At 35.3% G+C, this 26,070-nt stretch carries 18 protein-coding genes and 3 pseudogenes; 3 read left to right on the top strand and 18 right to left on the bottom strand.

Annotated features, from left to right (window positions below):
* Window positions 1-75: 75 nt before the first annotated feature.
* The 11 genes and pseudogenes from A9G47_RS11330 to ilvI form a co-directional block, all read right to left on the bottom strand.
* Window positions 76-1,020 (bottom strand): VirK/YbjX family protein, encoded by a 945-nt coding sequence (locus tag A9G47_RS11330; RefSeq protein ID WP_065642912.1) that lies wholly within the window; start codon window positions 1,018-1,020, stop codon window positions 76-78.
* Window positions 1,021-1,246: 226 nt separating this feature from the next.
* Window positions 1,247-2,548: a phosphopyruvate hydratase gene (eno, locus tag A9G47_RS11325; RefSeq protein ID WP_065566679.1), complete on the bottom strand. Its 1,302-nt coding sequence runs from the start codon at window positions 2,546-2,548 to the stop codon at window positions 1,247-1,249.
* 46 nt (window positions 2,549-2,594) lie between these two features.
* Window positions 2,595-4,232 carry a glutamine hydrolyzing CTP synthase gene (pyrG, locus tag A9G47_RS11320; protein ID WP_065566680.1) on the bottom strand — a complete coding sequence of 546 codons (1,638 nt, stop codon included), beginning with the start codon at window positions 4,230-4,232 and terminating at the stop codon, window positions 2,595-2,597.
* A gap of 604 nt (window positions 4,233-4,836) precedes the next feature.
* Window positions 4,837-6,954: a TonB-dependent receptor gene (locus tag A9G47_RS11315; protein WP_065642911.1), complete on the bottom strand. Its 2,118-nt coding sequence runs from the start codon at window positions 6,952-6,954 to the stop codon at window positions 4,837-4,839.
* A 314-nt stretch (window positions 6,955-7,268) separates the two neighbouring features.
* Window positions 7,269-7,427: pseudogene (locus A9G47_RS11310) on the bottom strand (MFS transporter TsgA); the annotation flags it as partial.
* 112 nt (window positions 7,428-7,539) lie between these two features.
* Window positions 7,540-8,162, bottom strand: a pseudogene (locus tag A9G47_RS15065) (phosphorylase family protein); the annotation flags it as partial.
* A gap of 669 nt (window positions 8,163-8,831) precedes the next feature.
* Entirely contained in the window at window positions 8,832-10,262 is a 1,431-nt protein-coding gene (locus tag A9G47_RS11295; RefSeq protein WP_141674851.1) for a hypothetical protein, read from the bottom strand.
* 456 nt (window positions 10,263-10,718) lie between these two features.
* A complete protein-coding gene (locus tag A9G47_RS11290) occupies window positions 10,719-13,256 on the bottom strand; it encodes an IgaA/UmoB family intracellular growth attenuator (protein WP_065642907.1) in 2,538 nt (845 codons plus the stop codon).
* A gap of 465 nt (window positions 13,257-13,721) precedes the next feature.
* Entirely contained in the window at window positions 13,722-14,021 is a 300-nt protein-coding gene (locus A9G47_RS11285; protein ID WP_065642906.1) for a hypothetical protein, read from the bottom strand.
* Between the two features lie 309 nt (window positions 14,022-14,330).
* Window positions 14,331-14,825: an acetolactate synthase small subunit gene (ilvN, locus tag A9G47_RS11280; RefSeq protein WP_065566682.1), complete on the bottom strand. Its 495-nt coding sequence runs from the start codon at window positions 14,823-14,825 to the stop codon at window positions 14,331-14,333.
* Complete coding sequence (gene ilvI / locus A9G47_RS11275; RefSeq protein WP_065642905.1) at window positions 14,825-16,543, bottom strand: acetolactate synthase 3 large subunit; 1,719 nt, start codon at window positions 16,541-16,543, stop codon at window positions 14,825-14,827. The genes ilvN and ilvI overlap by 1 nt, the downstream gene beginning before the upstream one ends.
* 284 nt (window positions 16,544-16,827) lie before the next feature.
* On the opposite strand from ilvI, the gene ygfZ reads away from it, so the two are divergent.
* The gene (ygfZ, locus tag A9G47_RS11270) at window positions 16,828-17,703 is read left to right on the top strand and encodes a tRNA-modifying protein YgfZ (protein WP_065642904.1); all 876 of its coding nucleotides are present in this window, start codon (window positions 16,828-16,830) and stop codon (window positions 17,701-17,703) included.
* Window positions 17,704-17,771: 68 nt separating this feature from the next.
* On the opposite strand, the gene A9G47_RS11265 is transcribed toward ygfZ, so the two are convergent.
* From A9G47_RS11265 to ppdD, 5 genes are all read right to left on the bottom strand, one after another.
* Window positions 17,772-18,929 (bottom strand): M20 aminoacylase family protein, encoded by a 1,158-nt coding sequence (locus tag A9G47_RS11265; protein WP_065642903.1) that lies wholly within the window; start codon window positions 18,927-18,929, stop codon window positions 17,772-17,774.
* Window positions 18,930-19,114: 185 nt separating this feature from the next.
* Entirely contained in the window at window positions 19,115-19,828 is a 714-nt protein-coding gene (locus A9G47_RS11260) for a prepilin peptidase (protein WP_176700704.1), read from the bottom strand.
* 35 nt (window positions 19,829-19,863) lie between these two features.
* Window positions 19,864-21,039 (bottom strand): type II secretion system F family protein, encoded by a 1,176-nt coding sequence (locus A9G47_RS11255; RefSeq protein WP_081303643.1) that lies wholly within the window; start codon window positions 21,037-21,039, stop codon window positions 19,864-19,866.
* The gene (locus A9G47_RS11250) at window positions 21,036-22,145 is read right to left on the bottom strand and encodes an ATPase, T2SS/T4P/T4SS family (RefSeq protein WP_065642901.1); all 1,110 of its coding nucleotides are present in this window, start codon (window positions 22,143-22,145) and stop codon (window positions 21,036-21,038) included. The genes A9G47_RS11255 and A9G47_RS11250 overlap by 4 nt, the downstream gene beginning before the upstream one ends.
* 40 nt (window positions 22,146-22,185) lie before the next feature.
* A complete protein-coding gene (gene ppdD, locus A9G47_RS11245) occupies window positions 22,186-22,617 on the bottom strand; it encodes a prepilin peptidase-dependent pilin (protein ID WP_065566688.1) in 432 nt (143 codons plus the stop codon).
* Between the two features lie 197 nt (window positions 22,618-22,814).
* On the opposite strand from ppdD, the pseudogene ampD reads away from it, so the two are divergent.
* Together ampD and A9G47_RS15055 are read left to right on the top strand one after the other, a co-directional pair.
* A pseudogene (ampD, locus tag A9G47_RS15060) lies at window positions 22,815-23,351 on the top strand (1,6-anhydro-N-acetylmuramyl-L-alanine amidase AmpD); the annotation flags it as partial.
* Entirely contained in the window at window positions 23,349-23,666 is a 318-nt protein-coding gene (locus A9G47_RS15055) for a YqcC family protein (RefSeq protein WP_442903249.1), read from the top strand. The pseudogene ampD and the gene A9G47_RS15055, both read left to right, overlap by 3 nt.
* Before the next feature lie 108 nt (window positions 23,667-23,774).
* On the opposite strand, the gene mltG is transcribed toward A9G47_RS15055, so the two are convergent.
* Both mltG and alr read right to left on the bottom strand, forming a co-directional pair.
* Window positions 23,775-24,797, bottom strand: a complete 1,023-nt coding sequence (gene mltG, locus A9G47_RS11235; protein ID WP_065580601.1) for an endolytic transglycosylase MltG — start codon at window positions 24,795-24,797, stop codon at window positions 23,775-23,777.
* A gap of 7 nt (window positions 24,798-24,804) precedes the next feature.
* Entirely contained in the window at window positions 24,805-25,890 is a 1,086-nt protein-coding gene (gene alr / locus A9G47_RS11230; RefSeq protein ID WP_065642899.1) for an alanine racemase, read from the bottom strand.
* Window positions 25,891-26,070: the final 180 nt, after the last annotated feature.

Raw genomic sequence — 26,070 nt, 5'->3', positions numbered from 1 at the left:
CGCTTGTGTGAATTTAATACAAGCGATTTATTTGTATTCGTTTTAGAAGTACTTAAGTGCATTAAAATAACAAATTTATTTTAATGATGTTAATTGTTCTTCTATTTTGGCTTGAAGTTGATCTAACAGTATATAACGGTTACGGTATTCTGAACGTTTTTTGCTAGCGATTTCTTCAATTGATTTTCGATGAATTTGGTTGGGTAGTAAAAATAAACCTTGAGCATCTTGTTTGCCATCAATAGTTAACCAAAATTCATCATAATCAGACAAAATACGTTCCTGACGACTATTATAGCGCCAATTGTTGTATATGTGAGTTTTGTTCCCTACAGCAATAATTTGTGTTAAGTGATAATAACGTGCAATGATTAATGCCGCTTCAACAGCAATGCGCTTAGGAAATAGCCCATAACATGCTTTAGTTGCTTTTTGTACACGCGTGCGTGCATCAGAGTAGCCAGTACCTTGTAATCCTGCAATGAAAAGAGTGGGCTTGCCTTGATATTCAATAATGGAAAATGTTAATGTTGCTAAATCAATTCCATCACTATCATAAAAATAAAGACTAATTTCACCTTCCCTCGCAAATTTGTTACGAGCTTGAACCGCAATTTGGATATTGGTTTCATTTTTAACCGACATATCTGCCAGTATAAAAGGTGATTGCGGGTTGTAAAATGCTTTAGTCAAGCTATCAGGCTGTTTTGCTAAAAAATCATAATGATAGACTAAGGCATCATATCGCGCTTTTTGACTTAGACAAGATGCCAAATAAGGTCGTTGCAATTTACACGGTAAATTTGTTTGACACGAAAAGTAATAGCCAAGTAACGGGTACTGTCTTAATTTATCAAGCCATTTTAAAGTTATTGGGCTTAAAAACAAGGTTCTTAAAAAAAACTTATAACGATAGGTCGAGTTAAGCCATAATTCATTTAGCGGTAGTTTACCAGTATAAAGCCAGTTAAAGAGTTGCCATTTACTTTTTGGCTGAGACATATTCGTAATATTATTCATAAGTAGAGCTTTAAATCGAGTTAGTTATTTTATCAATTATAAGGAGGCTTATTAATCAATACATATTGATTTTTCAAAAGCCATAAACAATCAAACGGTAAGAGTACAACACAACCTTAGTTGGTGCAACTATTCCTACATTAAGCAGGATTAAATTATATGAAAATAAAAAACGGTGAACTAGTCACCGTTTTTATAAGTGATAATTTAGTTTATCAAAAACTAATTATTGACCCTTAACTTCTTTTAAACCGTTAAATGGTGCTTTTGAACCTAAAGCTTCTTCAATACGGATTAATTGGTTGTATTTAGCAACACGATCAGAACGGCTCATTGAACCCGTTTTGATTTGGCCAGCAGCTAAACCAACAGCTAAATCAGCAATTGTTGAATCTTCAGTTTCACCACTACGGTGAGAAATAACCGCAGTATAACCAGCATCTTTAGCCATCTTAACTGCAGCAATAGATTCAGTTAATGTACCGATTTGGTTAACTTTAACTAAGATTGAGTTAGCGATACCTTTTTCAATACCTTGTTTGAAGATTTTAGTGTTAGTAACAAATAGATCGTCACCAACTAATTGGATTTTGTGACCTAATGCTTTAGTTTGGTATGCCCAACCATCCCAATCGCTTTCGTCTAAACCATCTTCAATTGATACGATTGGATATTGCTCAGTTAAGCTTTCTAAATAGTGAGTGAATTCTTGAGAGGTGAACTCTTTATTTCCTTCGCCTTTTAATACGTATTTACCAGTTTCTTTGTTGTAGAATTCAGAAGCTGCACAGTCCATCGCTAAAGTAATATCTTTACCTAATACGTAACCAGCTTTTTCTACTGCTTCTTTAATGCAAGCTAAAGCTTCAGCATTTGAGCCTAAGTTAGGCGCAAAACCACCTTCGTCACCAACAGCAGTATTCATGCCTTTAGCGTGAAGCACTTTAGCTAAGTTGTGGAATACTTCAGACCCCATACGGATTGCTTCACGTACTGATTTAGCACCAACTGGTTGAATCATGAATTCTTGAAGGTCGATATTGTTATCTGCGTGCTCACCGCCATTGATGATGTTCATCATAGGTAATGGCATTGAGTATTGACCTGGAGTGCCATTAAGATCCGCAATGTGTTGATAAAGCGGAACACCTTTAGCGGCTGCTGCTGCTTTAGCTGTTGCTAAAGATACAGCAAGAATTGAGTTAGCACCTAAGTTAGATTTAAAATCGGTGCCATCTAAATCAAGCATGATTTGGTCGATTACTGCTTGATCTAACGCATCTTTACCAACAACTGCTTTAGCAATTGGACCATTTACGTTTTCAACTGCTTTTAATACGCCTTTTCCTAAGAAACGAGATTTGTCACCATCACGAAGTTCTAGCGCTTCACGAGAACCTGTTGATGCACCTGATGGAACGATTGCCAGACCAACAAAACCGCCCTCTAAATGAACTTCAGCTTCAACAGTTGGGTTACCACGAGAGTCGATGACTTCACGACCATGTACTTTAACGATTTTTGCCATGTTATTTTCCTCTATATGACAGATATTGATATATATTAATTCAAAACTATTTTTGTTGCTGCTCTTGGTATGCTTTGGCAGCTTTTATAAAACTACTAAACAGTGGGTGCCCATCTCGTGGTGTTGAAGTAAATTCAGGGTGGAACTGACAAGCAACAAACCATGGATGGTCTGGAATTTCAATGATCTCAACCAACTTTCTATCTGTTGAAAGACCAGTGACTTTTAACCCTGCCTTAACCACTTCTGGTAATAAATTGTTGTTTACCTCGTAACGATGGCGGTGGCGCTCAGTAATTGACTCTTTCTTATACATATCAAATACTAATGAATCTGGCTCTAAATGACAAATTTGTGAGCCTAATCGCATCGTACCACCTAAATCACTATCTTCACTGCGTTGAACAACGTTACCTGATTTATCGCTCCATTCCGTGATTAAAGCAATGATTGGATTTGAGCAATCTTTAACAAACTCAGTTGAGTTAGCATCTTTAATGCCAGCAATATTACGTGCATACTCAATAATAGCCACTTGTAAGCCAAGGCAAATACCTAAATATGGGATTTTGTTTTCACGCGCATAGCGAGCAGCCATAATTTTACCTTCGACACCACGATAACCAAATCCGCCAGGGATTAAAATCGCATCTAAACCTTGAAGTAATTCTGCACCTCGAGATTCAAGATCTTCCGAGTCAATATAACGGATATGAACGGTTAAACGGTTTTTTAACCCCCCATGTTTTAAAGCTTCATTGACAGATTTATAGGCATCTGGCAAAGCAATATATTTACCCACCATACCAATAGTGACTTCACCAACAGGGTTGGCTTCTTCATAAATGACTTGCTCCCACTCAGAAAGATCGGCTTCTTTACATTCAAGATTAAATCGTTTGCAAACAAAAGTATCCAAGTTTTGCGATTTTAATAATGCCGGAATTTTATAGATAGAATCGACATCTTTAAGCGAAATAACAGCGCGCTCAGGCACATTACAAAATAACGCGATTTTAGCGCGTTCATGAGCAGGGATAATACGATCGGAGCGACAAATTAATACATCAGGTTGAATACCAATTGACAATAATTCTTTTACTGAATGCTGTGTTGGTTTAGTTTTCACTTCACCTGCTGAAGCTAAATATGGCACTAATGTTAGGTGCATAAATAGGGTATGCTCACGACCAACATCAACCGCTAATTGACGGATCGCCTCTAAAAATGGCAGTGATTCAATGTCACCTACCGTACCACCAATTTCGACAATCGCAACGTCAAATCCTTTTGCGCCATCAATCACTCGTGACTTAATTGCATTAGTGATATGTGGAATGACTTGCACCGTCGCACCTAAATAATCACCGCGACGCTCTTTACGTAACACATCAGAATAAATGCGTCCAGTCGTGAAGTTATTTTTTCGCGTCATTTTAGTGCGAATAAAGCGCTCATAATGCCCTAAATCAAGATCAGTTTCGGCACCGTCTTCAGTCACAAATACTTCACCATGCTGAATAGGACTCATTGTGCCTGGATCGACATTAATATAGGGATCAAGTTTGAGCATGGTGACTTTTAAATTGCGGGCTTCTAAAATTGCAGCTAATGATGCTGCGGCAATGCCTTTACCAAGTGAAGAAACGACACCGCCTGTAACAAAAATATAATTCGTGACCATTAATACCAGACCATTATTAATTTAATAGAATAATATCGCACTGATTTTAAACCTTAAAAACCAAAGCAATATACGATGAATCAGACGGGAAATTAGTATAACAGAATCTACTTTGTCTCACAATTGAATAATTAATTTTAACTGTTTCTTTAAGCGCGTCAGCAAAATTTATTTTTTAAAGGAACAACTTTTTATTAATACATTGAGAATTTATTATACCTATATTAATCGAGTTATTCTTTTTAGTGGCATTTTATACATTCATCAGCAATTTTTAACCATTTTAATGTTCGTAAAAAACCTTTGTTTGAATAACACAGTCTATTAAGGAATTTATCTTATTGAAAAATAAAATTTTTAAACATTTTTATTCAATTCATGTTTTATTCACTTGAAATTTTTAGACAATACTTCAATTGCTAAATTATTAGCATCTACATTCGACATTAAACTACTTGCTTTTGTGCTGTATAGAAAAGTGCTAATTAACTTATTTTTTACCTAAATACCCTCAATTTATTAACAACATACTGAATTATATTACTTATAATTATTTACCAATTTTAATCCTCAAATAATTCAGTATTTGTTTTTTTATATCACTTTATAGTTTATAACTTGCAGTCAGCAAGAAAGCTCTCGGAGTGCCTGGCATACTACTTGAGCGCCAATATGCTTTACCTAACAAATTAGTGAATGCCAACGTTACCTCAAAGGATGGCAATTGATAACCAACCGCAGCATTCCATACACTATAACCAGCACGTTTAAATTGATTTTTATCATCGTTATACATAGCTCCTTTATAATTGACTTCCAATTCTGTAAACCAATTATCGTAAGGTAAATAACGAATGCTTAAATAACCACTATTTTTAGCAGTATTAGGTAAATATTTTCCTTGGTTGGCTGGTGTTTTTTTATCTTTGTGAACTTTGGCTTGTTGATAACCAATACCACTATTTATATACCATTTTGATGCCAACTGACCAATAAGGCTTAACTCAATGCCTCGGCTACGATCACTACCTTTAACCGCCCAATTATAAGGATCGTTAATAGCATCAGGTTGATAACGGACATTGTATAATTCAAGATCATAAAGGGCTATTTGAGAAGAAAGCTTATCATCTAACCAATCACTTTTGACACCAACTTCATACTGACGTGAATATTGAGGTTTATCATCATAAACTGTTTTTGAGTCAGTAGATATAGTAATAAGCCCACGCCCGCCATAAGGTGCAAAATTTTTACTATAAGAAGCATAAAAACTCTGTGATTCTATAGGTTGCCAAATTAAACCAACTCGAGGACTTAACGTGTGTCCATCATATGAACGATTTTGGTGTTTTAATTTATCGTCTGATGCAAATTTATAATCGTCATAACGTAATCCTGCGAGTAACTTCCACTGTGTTGTAAAACTGATTAAATCTTGCCAATAAAAGCCTGTCGATGTTGCTTTATGGTTAGTTTTGGTATTTAATTTATTGTAATGAGGCTTTTGGGAATGCCAATGAGGATGAAAAGGATCAACGGCCTCAGGATAAGCGCTTGTTAAGGCTAATCTTGGCTGACGTTTTTCAATGTTATATTCCACACCAATAAGCATATCATGAACAATACTGGCCGTATTAAATTTTCCCATTAAATCAACAGTATTGCTATAGGTTTTATTGGCTGTCTCTTGCCAAGCGCGGCGAAATTGCAACTTCCCCGGATGGACACAAGCTTTGCCGTTGTTCAATTTTCCATTTAAATGGCAATAACTACCCGCATAAATGTGATCGAAGTTTTGAGCTGCTTGGCGGTATAAATTCGTTAATTTAATTGACCAATCATGATTAAATGCAAATCCCATAACAGAGCGTAATGAACTAAAATTATCTTTCACATAATCATCTGGATGAGCATAAGACGTTTTAGTTGACACGCCTTTGGGTAAATCATAATAAGCTGGCGGCCGATCAGGTTTACGCCACAAATGATCATGCGTGTATTGAACTAACCAATTAAATCCCTCTAAATTATCATAAAGTAGGCTTGGCGACACCATTGTATCTCTTTGCTTAATCCCTTTACGAAAACTTTTATCTGATTGATGATCAATAGTCATTCGCATTACCAGTTTATCATGTAAAATATGATTAATATCAATCATACCACCATATTTATCCCATGAACCTCCACGTAAGCTTAAGGTTGTTGGTGAATCAAAATTAGCTTGTTTACTAATCATATTAATTATTCCACCACCCGAACCCCGTCCATAAAGCACAGATGCAGGACCTTTCAATACTTCTATTCGTTCTATATTTGCAGTACTTTGCCTAACCTGCCCACTAGCACGAACGCCATCACGATAAATATCACCAGAGCTTGCCGAAAAACCGCGAATTTTTACCCCCTCATCACGCATATCATATGTTGTATCAACTCCAGGCAATTTATTTACTATTACATTTAAATCACTTTGCCCATAAATTTTCTGTTGCTCAAGATTCACTGAATTGATCGTTTGCGGAACATCTTTGATATCAAAAGGCATTTTTGTCGCTGTTGATGATTTTTTTATCCGCTGATCATTATTATCTTTAACATTAGCGATAACTTTCATGGTCTCGATATTAGTATCATCTTTAATATTTTCCTGAGCACAAACAATAACCGATGCTGTACTCAATAAGCCGAATATGGTTAATTGATTAACGAATTTCATTGTTTATTCACCCTATCGTTTATTATTTTACTTTATTAATTAAAACTAGAATAACAACGTTATGATAATGATTATCATTTGCATGATCAACCTATATTATATTTTTTAACCATCTTGCGCAAAAACTTGCACCATTTACAGTCAATTAAGCAATAAAGATAATCGGTAGAGGTAAAAACAAATACCTTATTACAAACAAGAGAAACGACGCCTATATCATAAAGAAAAATACTCTCACCAAGTTGCAATCTCTTGTCTAACCACACATAACAAGCTAAAAAACCAAATTATCCCGTCTTAATTAGTAGCACCCTATTAAGTAAAGAAAAGATAAATGCAACTGTATTGACATCAGCATTAAAACATTGTGATTGTGCAATGGGTTTTATTAACATACCAAATTGGCTAGCAAAACCATCCCTAATAAAATTAGTCAAAAAACGAATTAATGTAAGTGATAGCTTATTTTTCATAATATTATCCTGAAAAATAATTTAGCATGATAATTTAAGATTTAATGGCAACCTATAAGGCTATTTTAATCATATTGTTAAATGTTAGTTGTCGCTTTTCAGCAGAGGTTTATTCGCCAGTTAAACAGTGCTCAGAAATAGTTAAAATGGCTAAAGACTCAATATTAATTGTTGAGCAATACCATATAAAACCAGCCACCTCTATATCAATACCTAAAACGCCTGATGTTTCTAAAGTACTAATTAACGATTCATCAGGATCATAATAAAGATCACTACGAAAGACATTGCCAACCTTAACGGGGATATCCATAATTTTGACAGTTTCATAAGTCCTGTGTAATAAAGAAAAAGTAGCAGAAGTAGCAATGTTATAACCATTTGCTATTTTTTGATTAATCATTGAATCAGTACCAGCAGCAACCATTAAAATAACATCACGTATTTTTATGCTGTGCGGTGTTGCACCTAAAATACCGATACGAATAATACGCTTTATATTAAAATAATTCATATATATAAATCATAATTGACGAAATCCTCCATTCCGTGTTTCATGACACAAACTGGAATACCGTTATATATTCCAATATAACCTAACATGTTGTGTACATTACAAATTTGCTTTGCATCTGTTAAATAAGTTTCGGAAATAAATTTTGCTCGCCAAAGATCACCTGGCACAATAACGGTTTGTGCAAAATCATCTTTCTTTGCATTAATATGTACTGCCATAATATTTCCTAAACAATTGAAGAATTAACCATAATTATAGTAACGATCTTTCCTCTTTTTACTGGGACATAAGTACGAAGATCATGTCCTATACCACATCTCTATAAAATTGTTTGATGGCCAAATCGCTAGATGAATTAAATTAGGCGAGGTGATTCTTGGACATTTCTACTTTGGTGATAATATAGCTACAGTTATCTAAAACAAATTAGTGTGTTTTTAGAAAAAACAAAAAAAATCAAATCAATAATATTTCTGACATTTTTTGGCAGAAATAAAGCTTTCTTTGTATTGTGGTTGGAATGGATTGGGTGCAATGGTTTAGGATGTTTGTAAGTTAGTGTTCAAAATAGCGACTATGACCACGTCCGATTTAGGAGATGTTTTACGAAATCCCCTAAAAACCCCGAGTAGGTCTCATTTTGCAACCAAAAGGTAGGATTGCTAAGAGTATTCGGCTCGAATTCCCTTGCTCGGAGGTGATCACTGTAGCTATTTTGTTGACCAAAGACCAAAACATCCAAACCTTGCTGCACTAAAATAGACCACAAATTTAAAACCACAATAGCGTAATCCATGAACAGCCAACTACGGCTAGGCGTTATTCTTTGTTATATGGTCTTCTATTGGCACCATCCCCCCTGCTGCTTAAGGCTTAAAGGCTAAAAGCTAAGGTACGGTGCAAACAACATGATTGAGGATCTCTGGAAAATCAAAAAGGACCTTGCCGTCAATCGGGCTGACAGAAAACCCATTACTATTTGAAGCGTCGCTCGTCCAAAATTCGTAGCTACCGAAGCCAGGGCCTTTGTAACTTGTCATATTTCCCCACTCAGTGAAAAATCCTGCACCTATTTGTCGTTGATAATGATTATGAGATGACAATGGCATTGCGCCATCGATTTCTCCTACACAAAGAAAATCAGATTGTTTACCACATTTCGCGTTAGTTAAATCCTTTACTTGTGGCATTCGATAACCCAAACTACTACACCAAGCTGTTTGAATTGAAAGATTAGAGAAATTATACCCCCGATTGACAAACCACTGCCTCAACACAAATCCATACTTGACCGCCACATTACCACTGCCATCTTTGCCCACTAATTCAAAGGTCTGTGGCAAAGATGGCAGTGGAATAAGCGGGCTAGGGTTATTTGATTGTATTTGAGAATTATCTGCTCTTGGCCCGCTTAACGTTACCCGAGCTACACTCCTGTATCTATCATTAAGCCAATCATCACTGTTGTTTGGTCTTACCCATGTGACTGTAGCAGTTATCCCACCCAAGGTGACAGGTGACCACGTCAACTGACTTTCATCATTTTCCCCCATGACTAAATCAAAATATAAACCATCAGCACCCGTTGTCGGAAAATTACGACTGTAAGATGACGGACTGGTTGACTGAACTAAAAAACCCTTACTAGGATTCCATATGTCGTCAGGACCGGCAAAACTATATGAGCCTATCATAAGATTCGGTCTTACGTAACAAATGCTAGATTCATATGGACTGATAAAATACCACACTGAGCGACCTTTGAAGTAGCTTGTATTGGGGATTCCGTACTGTGTAGTTAAACTTCCATTAGGACTACTTAATATGATCCTATATGGAGCCTTACAGGCATCTAATGCATCATTACGGCTTACCGCATTACCATCTTTATCAGTAACTTTCACCGATATATTCCCTGTAACAGTAACACCATTAGAACCATCTCCATCAGCATCTCCCCAATAATGATAGGTGTTCACTAAATCATTTAAACTTACTGAATCAACTGATGAAGGTATTGACATACCTATATCACCTAATGTATTTCCTGCATAAGGTAACTTTATTGGATGTATCACACTTGATCCATTAAACGACGGCGATAAGATTTGTCCATCCGGCAACGTAATAGACAATAAACTATCCATTGAATCCACCTGAGTTTGCCCCTCATCAAAGGTTAAATACGGCGCACTACCTTCAATAACCTTTGATGTACTAGCCGATAACGCTTGTGTGCCAAACGAACACGATAATAACAATCCCCCCGCAAAGACCAATGAAAGCGTTGATAAGGAGGATAAAAGCTTGAGCCTCAACCTTAATGACAACCTTACCGATGACGCCTGGCTTGATGATTTCGATAATAAAAATGAAATATATTTCAGACTATAGAGGTAATTAAAACGGCAGCGCACTTCGTTCATCCTGTTGATTAATGCTACGCTACTTTTTTGTTAAAAATTTGTAATTTTTTGTTAAATGAAAAAAGTTAAACGTTTGTTGCCTGTTTTGGGAGGAAATGGTTTTGGTGGCATAAAAACCACCAAATAAAAACATCAATAAAATCAATGTGTTTTCTGACTGATTTTTAAAGATGAATTTGCTCCTATAATCCAATTACTTATGCACTAAAAGCAATAAATAAAATATAAAAGCCAAACGCCTTACGGCTTTATCAAATAACATTGACTAAAGTATTCCTATACAAATGATTTAGTTATCGTTCTTCGATAAAGCTTTCGTTTTTGCTGTAAATTAGTTACAAATAGTCATTATATTATTTTATTTTCATATGATTTTATGATTTTGTTTTTTCTCTGCTGATTCGCAATTAATTTATAACAAATGGTTATGCCATGAAGCAACGCTATTAAGGCAGTGATAATAAAAATAGAAATACCGATAAATATAGGTGATGTGAATGACAATAACTGTTCTTGATGGAATCTATATAAAAAATCATCATTTATAGTTAGATCTAAAATTGTGTTATCATTTTGATAATTAACCCCTGTCACTAGTCCTGAAACCTTGATTTTTCCGCCCTTTCCTAATAACGCATTATAGTATATTTCTGTCAGATTTATGTCTTCGTCATCGGGATAACTGATTTTTATCTCTTGTGTTTTTGCTAATGCTAAACCGACACTTTGTGCAGAGTGTTGATAATTAATTAGCGCTGTGTTTGCTTTTTCTAAGTAGTAAGATAACACACTTCTTTTTAAGTTATTGATTTGTGGTTCTAGGTGTGCAAGTAAACCGGCAACAATAATCTTTTCGTAGTTTGGGTTTTGTTTGCTATATTCAACAAGTTGAGCCCATTGGTCGATTGTGCTGGCGGTTGGTTTAATTGTTTTGATTAAAATCTGTTTAACTCGTCTACATTTGTCCTCTTCTAACAATTGGCAGCTTTCGTCAACGGTTAGAATTAAGTGATCAATATGTAATAGTTTGGTTAATATTACGCCCGCTTGGTAATCCGCGTTGTAGTCTGTGTTCTTTCTGTTGCTTAGCTTTTTTTCAAGCTCTTTTACGTCATTATCTCGTGCTATTTCAATTAAGTTATCACTAAGAAACGCGCTTAATAAATCACTCTCAAATGAAGCATCTTCGGTATTATTTGCGGTTTGCTCGTTGATAAACACTTTATCACAATGTTCTAAATACATATTGCTTTCCGCATTACATGATGCGCCGTTGAGTTTTATATTAATCAAGTCGCCTTTTTTGATTGGGCTGTTTTTTAAAGATCCGGCATCTTTAATTTTCCAAATGCTGACATTGTCATTAAAAGGATAACTAGCCAGTGTCAAATTATCTGTGACATTAACTAATTTAAAAATGTTAATAGATAAAATAAAAGCTGTAACAAATAGGATTAGATTGCGCATTATAAATTTTGGTGGCCCAAATTCTTCTATTTCACGACTGATGGATAATAAATTGCCATAACGAAGCAGCTTTTTGCTATTTACAATGATATCCATATCGATATTTTCATTCGTTTTATCAGGCAGAAATGGAGTCCAATAAGCGGGATATTTTAAAGTTAGATTATCCCCAACGATCATTTGGTTTTTTATATCGCTTTTGTATCGAATTTTCGTTTTTATGCGGTTAACATCTAATGTGTAAGATTCAGCCTTACGCAAGTAAAAGAAAACAGTAGCAGATAAACTAAGCGCAATAAGTACAGGTAAAAAGTTATTAAAAGAGTACCAATACATTACAAATAACATCGCAGCTACTACTAAAAAAACGGCGGTAAATATGCCATTGTTTTTTTTACTTCGATTCGCCGATTCTAAAGGTGTTTCTTCACGTTGTTCAACTATTTCACAAGTAAACTTGCTTTTTAATTCAACGTCTTTATCAATTTTAATTATACTGTCATTTGCGTCGGTTAGATTTTGTTCGTGCTCGGCTTCTGCTTTTTTGTTTTGTTGCTTTTGATTTTGTTGTGCAGTTTTTAGGTCATATTGATTAAGTTTGACGACTAACGCATAGCGTTCAGTAAATACGACTTGTGCAATATTAATATCTTCAACATATTGTTCCATGTCATAAGGAAAAAAGACAACTGTATCACCAATTCGATAAGTATAGATAGGATCATTACGCTTATCAGACTGGTTAATAGCAATACAGGAACCAACGATAACTGAAACAGTTGGACTAACTAATGAAGCCCCATGTTCATAAGGCCCTACCATAGATGGGTCGTTAAGATAAGGCTCAATTAGCTGGTATTCCTCTTCTTTTATTGTTCGACTTAAGTTAGAGAAAAAAGATAAACCAAGAGATAAACCATATATGTTATTTTCATCATTGGAATTATCATTAAAACCCGCTAACGTGTCTAAACTATAGCCATTAAAACTAATGGCTATAGCATAACGTGATGTGAAAACAACTTCCGCAATATTATGAGCTAAAGCAAATAGTTGTAAATTATAAGGAAATAGAACTTCGATACCATCGATCTTGTAATAAAATTCAGTTTCCTTTGAATCGGTATAAAAACTATGACGAACACAGTCTCCCTCAATAATAGATACTTCAGAATTCACTAATGAAGATTGCAATTTATAAGGTTTTACCAATTTTTTATCGGTGAGATAAGGAGTTATCAGTTCAAGTTCTTCTGATGTTAATCTTCTTGTTGTTTTGCAATTATTTATACGCTTTTCTAGGTTTCTTCTGTTTTGTCGACGTTCAGATTTAAATTCACTCCACTTTGCAAATCCGATTAAGGAACTAAATAACATAATTAAGAGTAAAATGATTTTTAAAGTAAAAATAGTATCCATTGTTTGGCGTTTTCCTTTTTATTCCAGAGTATTTCTATTTTTATGTTTAATAAATGTAGAAAACCAAAATACGATTATATTTAATTTTCTACATAATAATATGTTATATAATAATTATATTATTCGTTTTTTATATATAGCTAAAATTTTATTCTTGCGTTGATGATTAGCCAACAAATTGCAACGCTATTTAAAATCGAGACTAAAGCCGTAATCATAAAAACAGCAAGACTAACAAAAATTGGAGATATGAATGAAAATAGTTCATCTAAATTCGTACTGTAATGAGAATTTGCATTAATCTTCAAACCCGATATTGAATTATCATCTCGATAATAAATATCGCTAACTCATCCAACAATATTTCCCCGCTATTGCAAATAGCACATCATAATCGTGTTCTACATTTAATAATGAAATAGGTCCCGATTTGTCATTATTCATATGATCTAGTTTGCCTAGTGCTCAATAACTATTTTTGGGTAAATCAATCCTAAAACTTGATTTACCATGCTGATAATGCGGAACACTGTTCTTTAATCTTGCGGATGAATCTGCTTTCAATCTTGAGATTAAACTTTCAAGCTTAGAAACAATTTTAACGAAAATAATTTCATCATAATTTGGATTAATTTCAGATTCATTAACAACTTTTTCCCAATCAGATAAATCATTTGAAACCTGAATATCAAACAAGGCAGTCAATTCTTTCTTAGCACTAAAATAATCAATTTCAGAAGCTTTGCAAACTTTACTCACAGTCATTACGACTTATCCAATATCTATTAGTTTTATATTTTCTTATTGATATGTAGCCATTAACGACATCCTTTTAATTTTACTTATTTGTATGTCTTTTTGAGCTGTAACTAATCCAAGAAAATAAAGCAAGGCCTATCAAAAAATCTAAATTAACCAACAAAACTCTATTTTTCTATTTTTCTATTTTTCTTATATTATTGTTTGTAATAGATAAAAATAAAGTTCAAACATTTATAATTTTTTATTTTAATATATTTAACGATATTAAGGCACACAACGCGCCTTAATTAAATATATTAACTAAAAATACAGTTATTTGACTGTTCTTTCACTACGCGATAAACCAATGATCCCAGATCGAACCATTTCAACAATATTACATGTTTCGCGAATTGAAGCTAAAAATGAGTCTAGCTTTTCACTGGTGCCCGATAATTGCACAATATAATGCGTTGCGGTGACATCCACGATCGATCCCCTAAAAATATCGGCACAACGTTTTACTTCGTCACGCGCATCAGCACCTTTTGCGGCAACTTTGACTAGCATGATTTCTCGCTCGACATGTGGTCCTTCGGTTAAATCATGCACGCGATAAACATTAACCAATTTATGCAACTGTTTTTGGATCTGTTCAAGCACATGCTCATCGCCTGTGGTTTGGATTGTCATACGATGCATAGTTGGGTCTTCAGTTTGTGCGGTGGTTATTGTTTCAATATTAAAACCCCGCTGTGAAAACAAGCCAATAATTCGTGACAATGCGCCCGGTTCGTTTTCAGTTAAAATTGATAATATATAACGCATTAGGTTCTCTCCGTTTTACTAAGCCACATTTCGTTCATTGCGCCACCTCGCACTTGCATTGGGTAAACATGTTCAGTAGCATCAGTCATGACATCAACAAAAACCAAACGGTTTTTAATTTCCAGTGCTTGTTTAAGTTTAGACTCAAGCTCTTCACGCTTAGTTATTACCATACCTACATGGCCATAAGCTTCTGCAATTTTAGCAAAATCAGGAAGGGACTCCATATAAGAACTCGAATGTCGGCCAGCATAAATCATATCTTGCCACTGCTTAACCATGCCTAAAAAACGGTTATTTAAATTTAAAACCAGTACAGGCAAACCATATTGCAAAGCCGTTGAAAGCTCCTGTATATTCATTTGAATACTACCGTCACCTGTCACACAAACAACGGTTTTTTTAGGAAATGCTAACTTAACACCAAGTGCTGCTGGCAAACCAAATCCCATCGTGCCAAGTCCACCTGAGGTAATAAAATGGCGTGGTTTATCAAATGGGTAATAAAGTGCCGTGAACATTTGATGTTGCCCTACATCGGTTGCCACAAAGGCATCCCCTTTGGTCAATTTATATAATACTTCAATTGCTTCTTGTGGTTTGATGCTTTGCCCTTCATGACTATAAGCTAGACAGTGACGAGCGCGCCAGTGTTCGATCTGCTTCCACCAATCAATCAAAGCATCAAGATCTCGTTCAGTATTTAATTCATCTAACATTGACAACATCGTTTCAAGTACAACTTTTGCATCACCCACCACAGGGATCGAAGCCAAAATAGTTTTAGAAATAGAAGTAGGATCAATATCAATATGAATAATCTTGGCTTTTGGGCAATATTTTTCAACATTGTTGGTAGTTCGATCATCAAAACGAGCACCAATTGCAAAAATCACATCAGCGTTATGCATAGCCATATTGGCTTCATAGACACCATGCATACCAATCATGCCAAGATAATGTTTATCGGTACAAGGAAAAGCGCTAATCCCCATTAATGTTGAAGTAACAGGTAAATTGAGTTTTTCAGCCAGCGTTTTAATTTCCTTACTTGCATCAGAGGCAATTGCCCCCCCGCCAATAAACAACACCGGTTTTTTTGCAGTTAATAGCGTCGTTAATGCTTTTTTGATCTGCTTTTTATGTCCTTGAATAGTTGGGTTATAAGATCGCATTAAGACAGATTTTGGGTAGTGGTAATGATATTTATTAGCTGGATTAACAATATCTTTTGGCAAATCAATCACCACTGGGCCTGGTCGTCCAGTCGAAGCGATATAAAACGCTTTTTTGATAGTTTCTGGAATATCTTTACTGTCTTGAATCAAAAAACTATGTTTAACAATGGGGCGTGAAATGCCGATCATATCGCATTCTTGGAATGCATCATTACCAATTAGGTTACTGGCGACTTGACCAGACAAAATAACTAATGGCACAGAGTCCATATAAGCGGTTGCAATACCAGTAATTGTATTGGTTGCCCCAGGGCCTGAGGTAACTAATACAACGCCGACATCACCTGTTGCTCTAGCATAACCGTCTGCCATATGTACCGCTGCTTGTTCATGACGAACTAAAATATGCTCAATGCCACCTAACGTGTGAATTGCATCATAAATATCAAGAACACTACCACCCGGATAACCAAAAATCTGCTTTACGCCTTGGTCAATCAAAGATTGAATAACCATTTCTGCACCTGACAGTTTTGCCATGGTTGTTGCCTCCAATGTAACTGATTTGTCATTTTCTGAATCATTTTGCATCAACTTGTAAACAAAATCAATAAAGTCAATTAACTAAGTACATTACAGGCAAAATTAGGTGCTGACAAAATTAATTTTTGCAATATCATGAATAATATTCATAAGCTATCCCTATTTATTTAAATATTGCTAGTTGATTTGATTGTTAATTTTTTATTTTTTATATACACTCAAAGCCTAAGTTTTTCTAGTCATCATGCTACTAGGATTCTTCATTACCTAAAGGTACTAATATGAGCAATATTTTTTCTAAACCAACTTCCCTTGCTGATTGGCAATTAGTTAAAGTTTCAGGCAAAGACAACCGAGTTTTTCTGCAAGGGCAAATAACTAACGACATTAACAGACTTTCTGAACAGGCAACACTCTATGCTGCTCATTGTGATAATAAAGGCAGAATGTGGAGTACTTTACTGTTATTTCAGCGAGGCGATGATATCTACTATATTGTGCGTAAAAGCGTTGTAAAAAAACAGATTGCTGAGCTAGCAAAATATGCTGTTTTTTCTAAAGTAACTATTGAGCCAGTCCAAGATTTGAATATAATTGGGTTGGTCGGTAATGCGATTCCGTCAACAATTGCAAGCAAATTAAGTAATATCAGCTGTTTTACTGAAAATAACATTACCTATATCAAACTTCCTTTACCACAAATGCGCGTTATAATGGTAACGCCAGAGCCTATTCAAGATGATTTACTACCATGCGATGAGTGGTTAAAACTTGATTTACAAGCAGGCTATCCTATTATTGATGATAACAATATGGCAACGTTATTACCGCAAGCCTGTAATTTACAATCTTATGATGCAATCAGTTTTGAAAAAGGCTGTTATTGTGGTCAAGAAATGGTAGCAAGAGCACAATTTCGAGGTGCTAACACTCGTGGTATGTATGTAATAAAAGGTACCAGTGATGTCCTCCCTGAAATTGGTAGCACGCTTGAATACAAGCTTGCTGGTGGCTGGCGAGAAGGAGGAATTGTATTAGCCGCTGCAAAATTAGACGAAAAAGACGGCGTTTGTGTCCAAGTTGTACTTAATAATGGGATTGATTTAAATACCCCATTTAGAGTTTATGGAAATGATAACAGCCGAATGACATTTTAGTTATTTTTAGCGATAAACTGGAATAATATAATGCTTATTCCAGTTATCTTTATGCCCATCTTTTAAAATTAGTTTGCAAGTTCTTGGTTAACAATTGCTATAAAATAACTTACCCCCGTTGTTAACACTTCATCATTAAAATTAAATGCTGGATTATGCAAATTAGCACCACTACCTGCACCTAACCAAACATAAGCGCCTGGAATTTTTTGCAACATAAAGGCAAAGTCTTCAGCCCCCATCGACGGATTGGGATCGATGATCAAGTGATCTTCACCGACGACTTTTTTAGCGGCTGTCATTGCAATTTTGGCTTGTTTAGCGTGATTGATTGTCGCAGGATAACGTCGCTGATAATCGACTTCGGCTTTGGCTTCAAATGTTGCGGCAATACCTGTTGCTATTTGTTTAATGCGACTTTCAGCCATATCTTGCACTTGAGCACTAAATGCCCTAACCGTTCCACGAATCACTGCGTGCTGAGGTAATACATTCCAAGTATCCCCGCTGTGAATTTGCGTCACGCTAACGACTAATGTGCTAAGTGGATCAGCATTACGGCTAACAATACTCTGTAAACCATTCACAATCTGAGTAGCCGTTAAAATAGTATCTTTACCTAAATGAGGAGCTGCTGCATGCGCGCCAATACCCGTTATTTTAATTTCAAATACATCATATGATGCCATCATTGGACCGTGGTTAATGTAAAAGTGATTTAACTGCATATTAGGTTGATTATGAATACCATATACAGCTTCAATAGGAAACCTATCAAATAAACCATTTTCAACCATAACACGAGCGCCACCCTCATTTTCTTCAGCGGGTTGAAAAATAACAACAACTGTGCCAGAAAAATCACGATGCTCACTAAGATATTTGGCTGTACCTAGTAATATTGCCGTATGCCCATCATGACCACAGCCATGCATTTTGCCTGAGATAGTGGAGCAATAATCGATATTATTTTCTTCAATAATATCTAATGCATCAATATCAGCTCGCAGAGCAATCCATCGCCCTTCTTTATTGCCTTTAATAACACCAACTACGCCAGTTGGCGCAAAATCCGTATATAATTGAGTAATACCAAATGATTGCAGTTTTTCGATAATAAATTGCGTAGTTTTGACTTCTTCAAAAGCCGTTTCGGGGTGAGCGTGAATATGATGACGCCATGCTATCATTTCACTTTTTAGATCATTAATATTATTTGATATCATGAGTGATTCCTTAATGGGTAACTAACTTACAGCATAACACGCTGTTTTTATCAACACTATAACGTGATTCCCACTTTTATAAAAATAACTATTTTTACTATGAATATCAATTTTAGTTATATCTTACATATATTGAAAAAGATAATAAATTTATACATTGTTAACAGGTTAATAATTAATAAATTTTAACTAAAATAATAGATCGCATAACCAGAAATTAATAAAAAAGGACCAAATGGAATAATCGTTAAGGTATTTTTATTAAGTACATATCGCAACAAAAAATAATATATCATCCCCAGTAGTGAGGAAAAAATCAACAACATGGGTAAGCTTGTATAAGGGAGCCAAGCGCCTAATGCTGCAAGCAATTTGATATCTCCTCCGCCTAAGCCCTGTTTTTTAGTGGCAAAATAAAATAAAGAAGCAGGGACTTTTAATAATAGATAACCCCCAAATATACCTAATAGAGCCTCAGTTAAGATGATATTTGCCATGTCTAAATAGGACAAGATTACACCAGCCCACATCAACGGTTGAGTAAACAAATCAGGTAATAAATAATATTTAAAATCGATTAAGGCTAAAAATAAAAAATAACAACTAAGCATCATCAACATACCACTTTGATAGTTAATACCATAATCAAAATAAATAATAGTAAATAGCGTTGCTACTAATAACTCTATAATAAGATAATGATGCGAAATCTTAGCATGACAGTAATAACAGTGCCTTTTTAATATTAACCAAGACACAACGGGCACCAATTGCCACGCTTTGAGCCTATTGTGGCAATGTGGACACGCTGACCGATAAACACTAATACGGCATAAATATTGGCATGGTGTCAGTGTTGGCAAATAGCGACAGTATGCAACATAAACAAAGCTACCCATACACAGGCCGAAATAAATAATTATAAACGTTAACATTAGTGAATCACATCACCCATTTGAAATATTGGTAAATACATCGCTACAATTAAGCTTCCAATAATTAAAGCTAATACCAGCATAAGTAGTGGTTCAAAAGCTTGCGATAAATTATCGATTAAGATTTGATTTTGTTCTTGATAATAGATTGCTAACTTATCGAGCATTAAATCCAATGTGCCTGACTCTTCACCTACGTGAATTAATTGTGAGCATAAATTAGGAAAATATAATTGCTGGTGTAAAACATGACTAAATGAATAACCTTGTTCAATACCCGCAATGATCTGTAAAATACTATTACGATAAAGGCTGTAATAAGTGATATTCGTTGTTGCAGCTAAACCTGTTAATAATGGTATACCTGCTTTTTGAGTAATCGCAATGGTTTGAAAAATCTGGGTTAAGCAACTAGTTTGAACCGCCTTACCAACAATAGGGCATTTTATTATCATCGCTTCAATTTGCAGTCGATAGCGCATTTTAAAATAGCGTTGATAACAAAAATAACTGACCATAAATCCTATACACCACATTAACCAACTTTGTTGCAAATTGTTGGAAAAATCAATAATACATTGAGTAAAAGCAGGTAATTGAGCATCGAAATCTTGATAAATATCTGAAAATTTTGGCAACACAAATAGCAACATGACTAAACTGACGATCATCGCAACCGATAATAAAAACAGAGGGTAACGCACTGCTTTTTTAAAACTTTTTTGTAATTTGATTGATTTTTCAAGCAATAATGCTAGCTGTTCAAAACTCTCATCAAGTTGTCCTGTTAACTCGCCAACTGCAATAATTTCACAATATAAAGGAGAAAACACCGAATGATGTTGATGTAGTGCATGAGACAATGCTTCACCTTTAGCGATTTGTTGCTTGATATCAGATAACAAATATTGCCAATGCGGTTTAGGTTGTTCTTGGACTAACAAATGTAATGTATCAATAATAGATAATCCCGCTTTTAACATAGTAGCTAATTGTTTGGTAATTATTAGCAAATCAGCACAGTGAAAACTGCGTGCGGTAATAATAGCGCCTGCTTTAATCTTAATAGCAATTTTACCTTCCAGTAATAACTGACGCTTAGCAAGTTGTTGTGATTGAGCGATGATTTTATGTTGATTAAAATCTAGATCATACCAATAATAGAGTCTTTTCATGCTTTATCTCCCAAGACTCGATTTAACTCCGCTAAGGTTGTGATCCCCTGCTTAATTAAATTTTGACCTGCTATTTTCAACGACGTCATATTTGAAGGCAAAATAGCTTGGTTTGCTAATATTTGCTTTTGAATGTCGGGGGTAATAACTAAAAATTCATATAGTCCAATTCGCCCTTTATAACCGCCAATACAATTTGGGCAACCCAAAGCTTGATAATTTGCTATTTGCTCTTTACCCAATCTAATTAGCTCACTTGCCCTAACCTTACAGTGTGGGCACAGCTTTCTGACTAGTCGCTGAGCGATAACTAATTTTAGGCTCGATGAAAGTAAATAATTTTCAATACCCATTTGATTTAACCGTGTTATGGCTTCAATACTAGAATTAGTGTGCAAAGTTGATAAGACTAAGTGCCCTGTCTGTGCTGCTTGAATAGCAATTTCAGCCGTTTCATGATCGCGGATCTCACCTATCATCATCACATCAGGATCTTGTCGCAATAAGGCTCGTAATACGATACCAAATGTCAATCCAGCTTTGGGATTAATTGCCGTTTGATTAACACCTTCAAGAGGAATTTCTATAGGGTCTTCAACACTACAAAGGTTACGCTCAATTTTATTTAATTGTTTTAGTGCGCTATATAACGTGACCGTTTTTCCACTTCCAGTTGGTCCCGTCACCAATATCAATCCTTGTGGATAGTCTAAAATTTGTTTGAATAGAAAAAGATCTTCATCTGTTAATCCCAAATCATTAATGGTTAGTTCAGATTCATGATTATCCATAACTCTTAAAACTATTTTTTCACCATTCATTACCGGTAAGGTAGCAATACGCATAGTATAACGACCAATGATCAATTGACCATCTTGCGGTAATCTGTGCTCAGCAATATTTAGCTTAGACATAATTTTTAATCTTGCGGTTATTTGTTTAGCCAATGCAAGAGGTGGTGACAACATATCATGTAAGACCCCATCAATACGCATGCGAATACGATAACTATGCAGGTAAGGCTCAAAATGAATATCCGAAGCTCGCTTATCTAATGCTTCAAGCAATAATTTATCAATACTTTCAATGAGCTGATCTTCTTGCATAAAAGCGCTTCCTTATCCATAAAAGATTAAAGAGTTAACATCAAAATTTGAATATATCTTCACAAGCACGGGTTAAACTAGCATCGGCTGGCGATGTCGTACAAACCCGGTGCCAATCTAAATTACCGTGGGTAGCACTTACTGTTGGTGTTAATGTGGCCGTTAATCCAGTTAAAGCACTGGTGCCAACTAAGGTAATAACGCCGTTATTGACCGTAATTGATGTGACATAATTAGACGTTCGGCTTGCCGGTATACCATTATTACCACTACTACAGTTGGTTAAACTGCCTTGTTCTACTGCGCAGATTTCGACGGCTGTTTTATATGACGTCATGATTTGCAACATATCTGTCAACGCAGCTTTTTTTACATATCCTTGATAAGCAGGCACACCAATAGCCGTTAAGATAGCAATCACAATAATAGCAATCATCAGTTCAAATAAAGTAAAACCCGCTTGTTTAGCCATAAATACCTCAAAATATCAATGAATGATTCAATAGAAAGAGTCTTTATAGCAAAACAAAAAAGTGGAATAATAACGAAGTGTTAAGCGTGGAAAAGAAAATCCATAACGCAATGAATGATTACTTTAAATGTGCAAGCTATGAGAAGCTGATCGCAAAAATATTTAGGCATCGGTTTATCAGATAAGTTGGAGTCAATATGTCCTTAAAAATTGTTAATGGTTGGTTACAGGGTGTTAAGCAAGTTATTTCACCTTTTTATGATGAACGACCAATCAATCAGCCGATATCGCTACTTGTTATCCATAATATTAGCTTACCGCCCAATGAATATGGCGGACCTTATGTTGAACAGCTATTTACAGGGCAACTTAATCCTGAGGAGCACCCGTACTTTGCTTCGATTTATCAACTTAAAGTGTCAAGTCATCTATTTATTCGGCGTGATGGTGAAATTATTCAATTTGTTCCATTCAATAAACGCGCTTGGCATGCAGGAAAATCAGTATTTGAAGGCCAAGAAAATTGTAATGATTTTTCAATTGGTATTGAAATGGAAGGATGCGATACCGATAGCTTTACTAGCATACAATATCAACAACTAGCAAAAATCACTTTATTACTTCAACAACACTATGCTATTGAAAATATTGCTGGGCATAGCGATATTGCCCCTGATCGTAAAACAGATCCAGGGCCTTGTTTCGATTGGCAATATTATCAAAGTTTGCTAATGCAACAATCACAAGAGTATATGCTACTGAATCAACTTCAAAAAATAACTAACGAATTACAAAAAATCAATTTATGGCAAACAATGCCACCAAACCCAGATGCCTTTTTAAGTCAAGAACCCTTTGCTCTAGACACAATGCAACCACACGAATGGTTACAATGGGTTTTTATTCCACGCATGCAAGCACTAATTGATGCCAAAGCTAATTTACCTAAATTTGCCTTGCATCCTTATTTTGAAGAAGCGCTAAAAGAGCAAAAACAAAATGTTAATCATCTACTTTCTCTAATTAAGCAACTTGATGAATTATATTGATTTAATCATAAAAAGTTACCGCATTAATATGCGGTAATGGTTAAAGTGAACGTATTTAAATAAAATACTTTTACAGAGTTAATTATATTTAACGCTGTTTTTAAAACGCTAATTCCCACCGCTAGTCATTCGGCGATACTCATTCACCGCCTGCTGGTGATTGCTGTAAGTACTTGAAAACGTATGCCCACCAGTTCCATTAGCAACAAAAAACAGATAATTAGTTTTAGCTGGGTGTGCCGCAGCTTCAAGCGAGGCAAGACTTGGCATGGAGATTGGCGTTGGCGGTAATCCTTCAATAACATAAGTATTATAAGGGTTTTCAGTATCAGTCAAATCGACACGTCTAATAGTACCTTTATAGTTATCACCTAAACCATAAATAATTGTTGGATCAGTTTGTAACTTCATTTTGGCATTTAAGCGATTAACAAATACTGAAGCCACATTAGCTCGCTCAGAACTGACGCCTGTTTCTTTTTCAATTATTGATGCAATAATCAATAATTCATAAGGTGTTTGATACGGTAAGTTGCTATCACGATTATCCCAAATTTTTTGTAGATTACTTTTCATCGTCATGTGCGCACGTTTGAGAATATTGATATCTAATGTGTCTGCTGTATAACGGTAAGTATCGGGCGATAACCAACCTTCAATAGATCCGTCAATGCCTAACAACTTCGCTATTTCTTCATCTGTTTTACCTACTAAAGTTTGCTGAATGTAAGGCGTATTTTGAATTACTTTCAACCAGTCTTTAGCACGTTTACCTTCAATAAATTGAATTGAAAAATTACTTTCTTTGCCAGACACTAACAATTTCAAAAACTCCTCAACAGTCATATGTGGGTGTAATTGATAAGAGCCTGCTTTAATTGATCTTAATGACGGATTTAGCTTACACAAATAAGGTAACAAATAAGCTTGTTGCATTAACTTGCTTTCTTTTACTTGGGCAACTAATTGATGCATAGATGTACCTTTCTTCAAAATAAACATCTGATTTTCATCATTTACTTGCATTTGCTGTTGAGAAAACTGGTGTAAAAAATAATAACCAATAGTCATTGAACCTCCCACAATTAATACTAGGGGGAGTAGAGTGTATAAAAATATTTTTTTAATCATAACTTATTTATCTACTATAATGAATTTTTGCGCGTGAAGTTAAGTGTGTTATTAACTCGTAAGCACTTATACCTGTATGCTTAGCGATTTCCTCGACGGGGAGTGCTGGTCCCCAAAATATGACTTCGTCACCCGGTTTTTCACTGCTATTTATTCCCAAATCAACCACAATCATATCCATTGAGACTCGGCCAACAATGGGGACTTTCCGTCCATTAATCAAAACTGGGGTATTTGGTGGAATACTTCGAGGATAACCATCGCCATAACCCATCGCAACGACGCCAAGAAAGGTATCTTGCTGACTACACCAAATTTGCCCATAACCAACCGATTCCCCTTTTTTGTGTTTTCGTACTGCAATTAATTCAGATTTAAATGTCATGGCTGGTTTAAGTCCCGCAACTGGCGCCTCAAAGGGCGAGACACCATATAAAGCAATTCCAGAGCGAACCACCTCATAATGCGCTTGTGGCCAAGCCAATGTGCCACCCGATGCAGCAAGCGAACGCTTTCCAATCAGTGATTTGTCATCAATTGAAGCAATAAACTGATCAAATAGCGCTATTTGTTTTAACGTTTGTTCAGAAGTGAGATCATCGGCCGAACTAAAATGACTCATAATATTAATTGGCTGGCAAACCACTGAACAACGAGCTAAACGATAAAATTCAGCTTTAGCCTCGTCAATACAAAATCCTAACCGATGCATTCCTGTATCAAGTTTAAACCACGGAATAATTTGCTCACTCAAAGGAGAGCAACACAGCGCATCGATTTGCCATTTACTGTGGATAACAGGTTGAATATTAAAATCAATCAAATCATCAATGCGTTCGTGAGGGAAAAAACCTTCCAAAGCCACGATAGGCGCATTAATGCCATTATTGCGCAACGCGATTGCTTCGGAAATTCTCGATACCCCTAAATAATCGACTTTATCACATAACAACTGTGCAATTTCTTTTATTCCGTGTGAATAAGCATTGGCTTTAATGATGGCAACTAGCTGGCTATTAGGCGCTATACTTTTAAGATATTCAACATTATGAATAACTGATTGACGGTTAACTTCAACAACTGCAATAGACATGTACTTACCTGAATTTTGATTGAATGACTATTTTAAATTCTGTTTGTAATAATAACAAATTTTTATTTTTATACATATCTATTAATAGGTTAAGCCTTTTTTGATTTACAAAGCTTTTTATTTACATATCAAATGATAATGATTATTATTTAGATTATCATTTGAATAACTTTTTGCTAG

Source organism: Gilliamella sp. WF3-4 (assembly GCF_001690275.1).
Lineage (GTDB): Bacteria > Pseudomonadota > Gammaproteobacteria > Enterobacterales > Orbaceae > Gilliamella > Gilliamella apicola_C.
Note: the sequence above shows the minus strand (reverse complement) of the source record. Positions and strands in the feature narration are given on the sequence as shown.

What these genes read in the sequence shown, in the direction of transcription:
- A9G47_RS11330 (WP_065642912.1), bottom strand. Translation starts at nt 1,020, where the DNA reads ATGAATAATATTACGAATATGTCTCAGCCAAAAAGTAAATGGCAACTC.
- eno (WP_065566679.1), bottom strand. Translation starts at nt 2,548, where the DNA reads ATGGCAAAAATCGTTAAAGTACATGGTCGTGAAGTCATCGACTCTCGT.
- pyrG (WP_065566680.1), bottom strand. Translation starts at nt 4,232, where the DNA reads ATGGTCACGAATTATATTTTTGTTACAGGCGGTGTCGTTTCTTCACTT.
- A9G47_RS11315 (WP_065642911.1), bottom strand. Translation starts at nt 6,954, where the DNA reads ATGAAATTCGTTAATCAATTAACCATATTCGGCTTATTGAGTACAGCA.
- A9G47_RS11290 (WP_065642907.1), bottom strand. Translation starts at nt 13,256, where the DNA reads ATGGATACTATTTTTACTTTAAAAATCATTTTACTCTTAATTATGTTA.
- A9G47_RS11285 (WP_065642906.1), bottom strand. Translation starts at nt 14,021, where the DNA reads ATGACTGTGAGTAAAGTTTGCAAAGCTTCTGAAATTGATTATTTTAGT.
- ilvN (WP_065566682.1), bottom strand. Translation starts at nt 14,825, where the DNA reads ATGCGTTATATATTATCAATTTTAACTGAAAACGAACCGGGCGCATTG.
- ilvI (WP_065642905.1), bottom strand. Translation starts at nt 16,543, where the DNA reads ATGGCAAAACTGTCAGGTGCAGAAATGGTTATTCAATCTTTGATTGAC.
- ygfZ (WP_065642904.1), top strand. Translation starts at nt 16,828, where the DNA reads ATGAGCAATATTTTTTCTAAACCAACTTCCCTTGCTGATTGGCAATTA.
- A9G47_RS11265 (WP_065642903.1), bottom strand. Translation starts at nt 18,929, where the DNA reads ATGATATCAAATAATATTAATGATCTAAAAAGTGAAATGATAGCATGG.
- A9G47_RS11260 (WP_176700704.1), bottom strand. Translation starts at nt 19,828, where the DNA reads ATGGGTAGCTTTGTTTATGTTGCATACTGTCGCTATTTGCCAACACTG.
- A9G47_RS11255 (WP_081303643.1), bottom strand. Translation starts at nt 21,039, where the DNA reads ATGAAAAGACTCTATTATTGGTATGATCTAGATTTTAATCAACATAAA.
- A9G47_RS11250 (WP_065642901.1), bottom strand. Translation starts at nt 22,145, where the DNA reads ATGCAAGAAGATCAGCTCATTGAAAGTATTGATAAATTATTGCTTGAA.
- ppdD (WP_065566688.1), bottom strand. Translation starts at nt 22,617, where the DNA reads ATGGCTAAACAAGCGGGTTTTACTTTATTTGAACTGATGATTGCTATT.
- A9G47_RS15055 (WP_442903249.1), top strand. Translation starts at nt 23,349, where the DNA reads ATGCAACAATCACAAGAGTATATGCTACTGAATCAACTTCAAAAAATA.
- mltG (WP_065580601.1), bottom strand. Translation starts at nt 24,797, where the DNA reads ATGATTAAAAAAATATTTTTATACACTCTACTCCCCCTAGTATTAATT.
- alr (WP_065642899.1), bottom strand. Translation starts at nt 25,890, where the DNA reads ATGTCTATTGCAGTTGTTGAAGTTAACCGTCAATCAGTTATTCATAAT.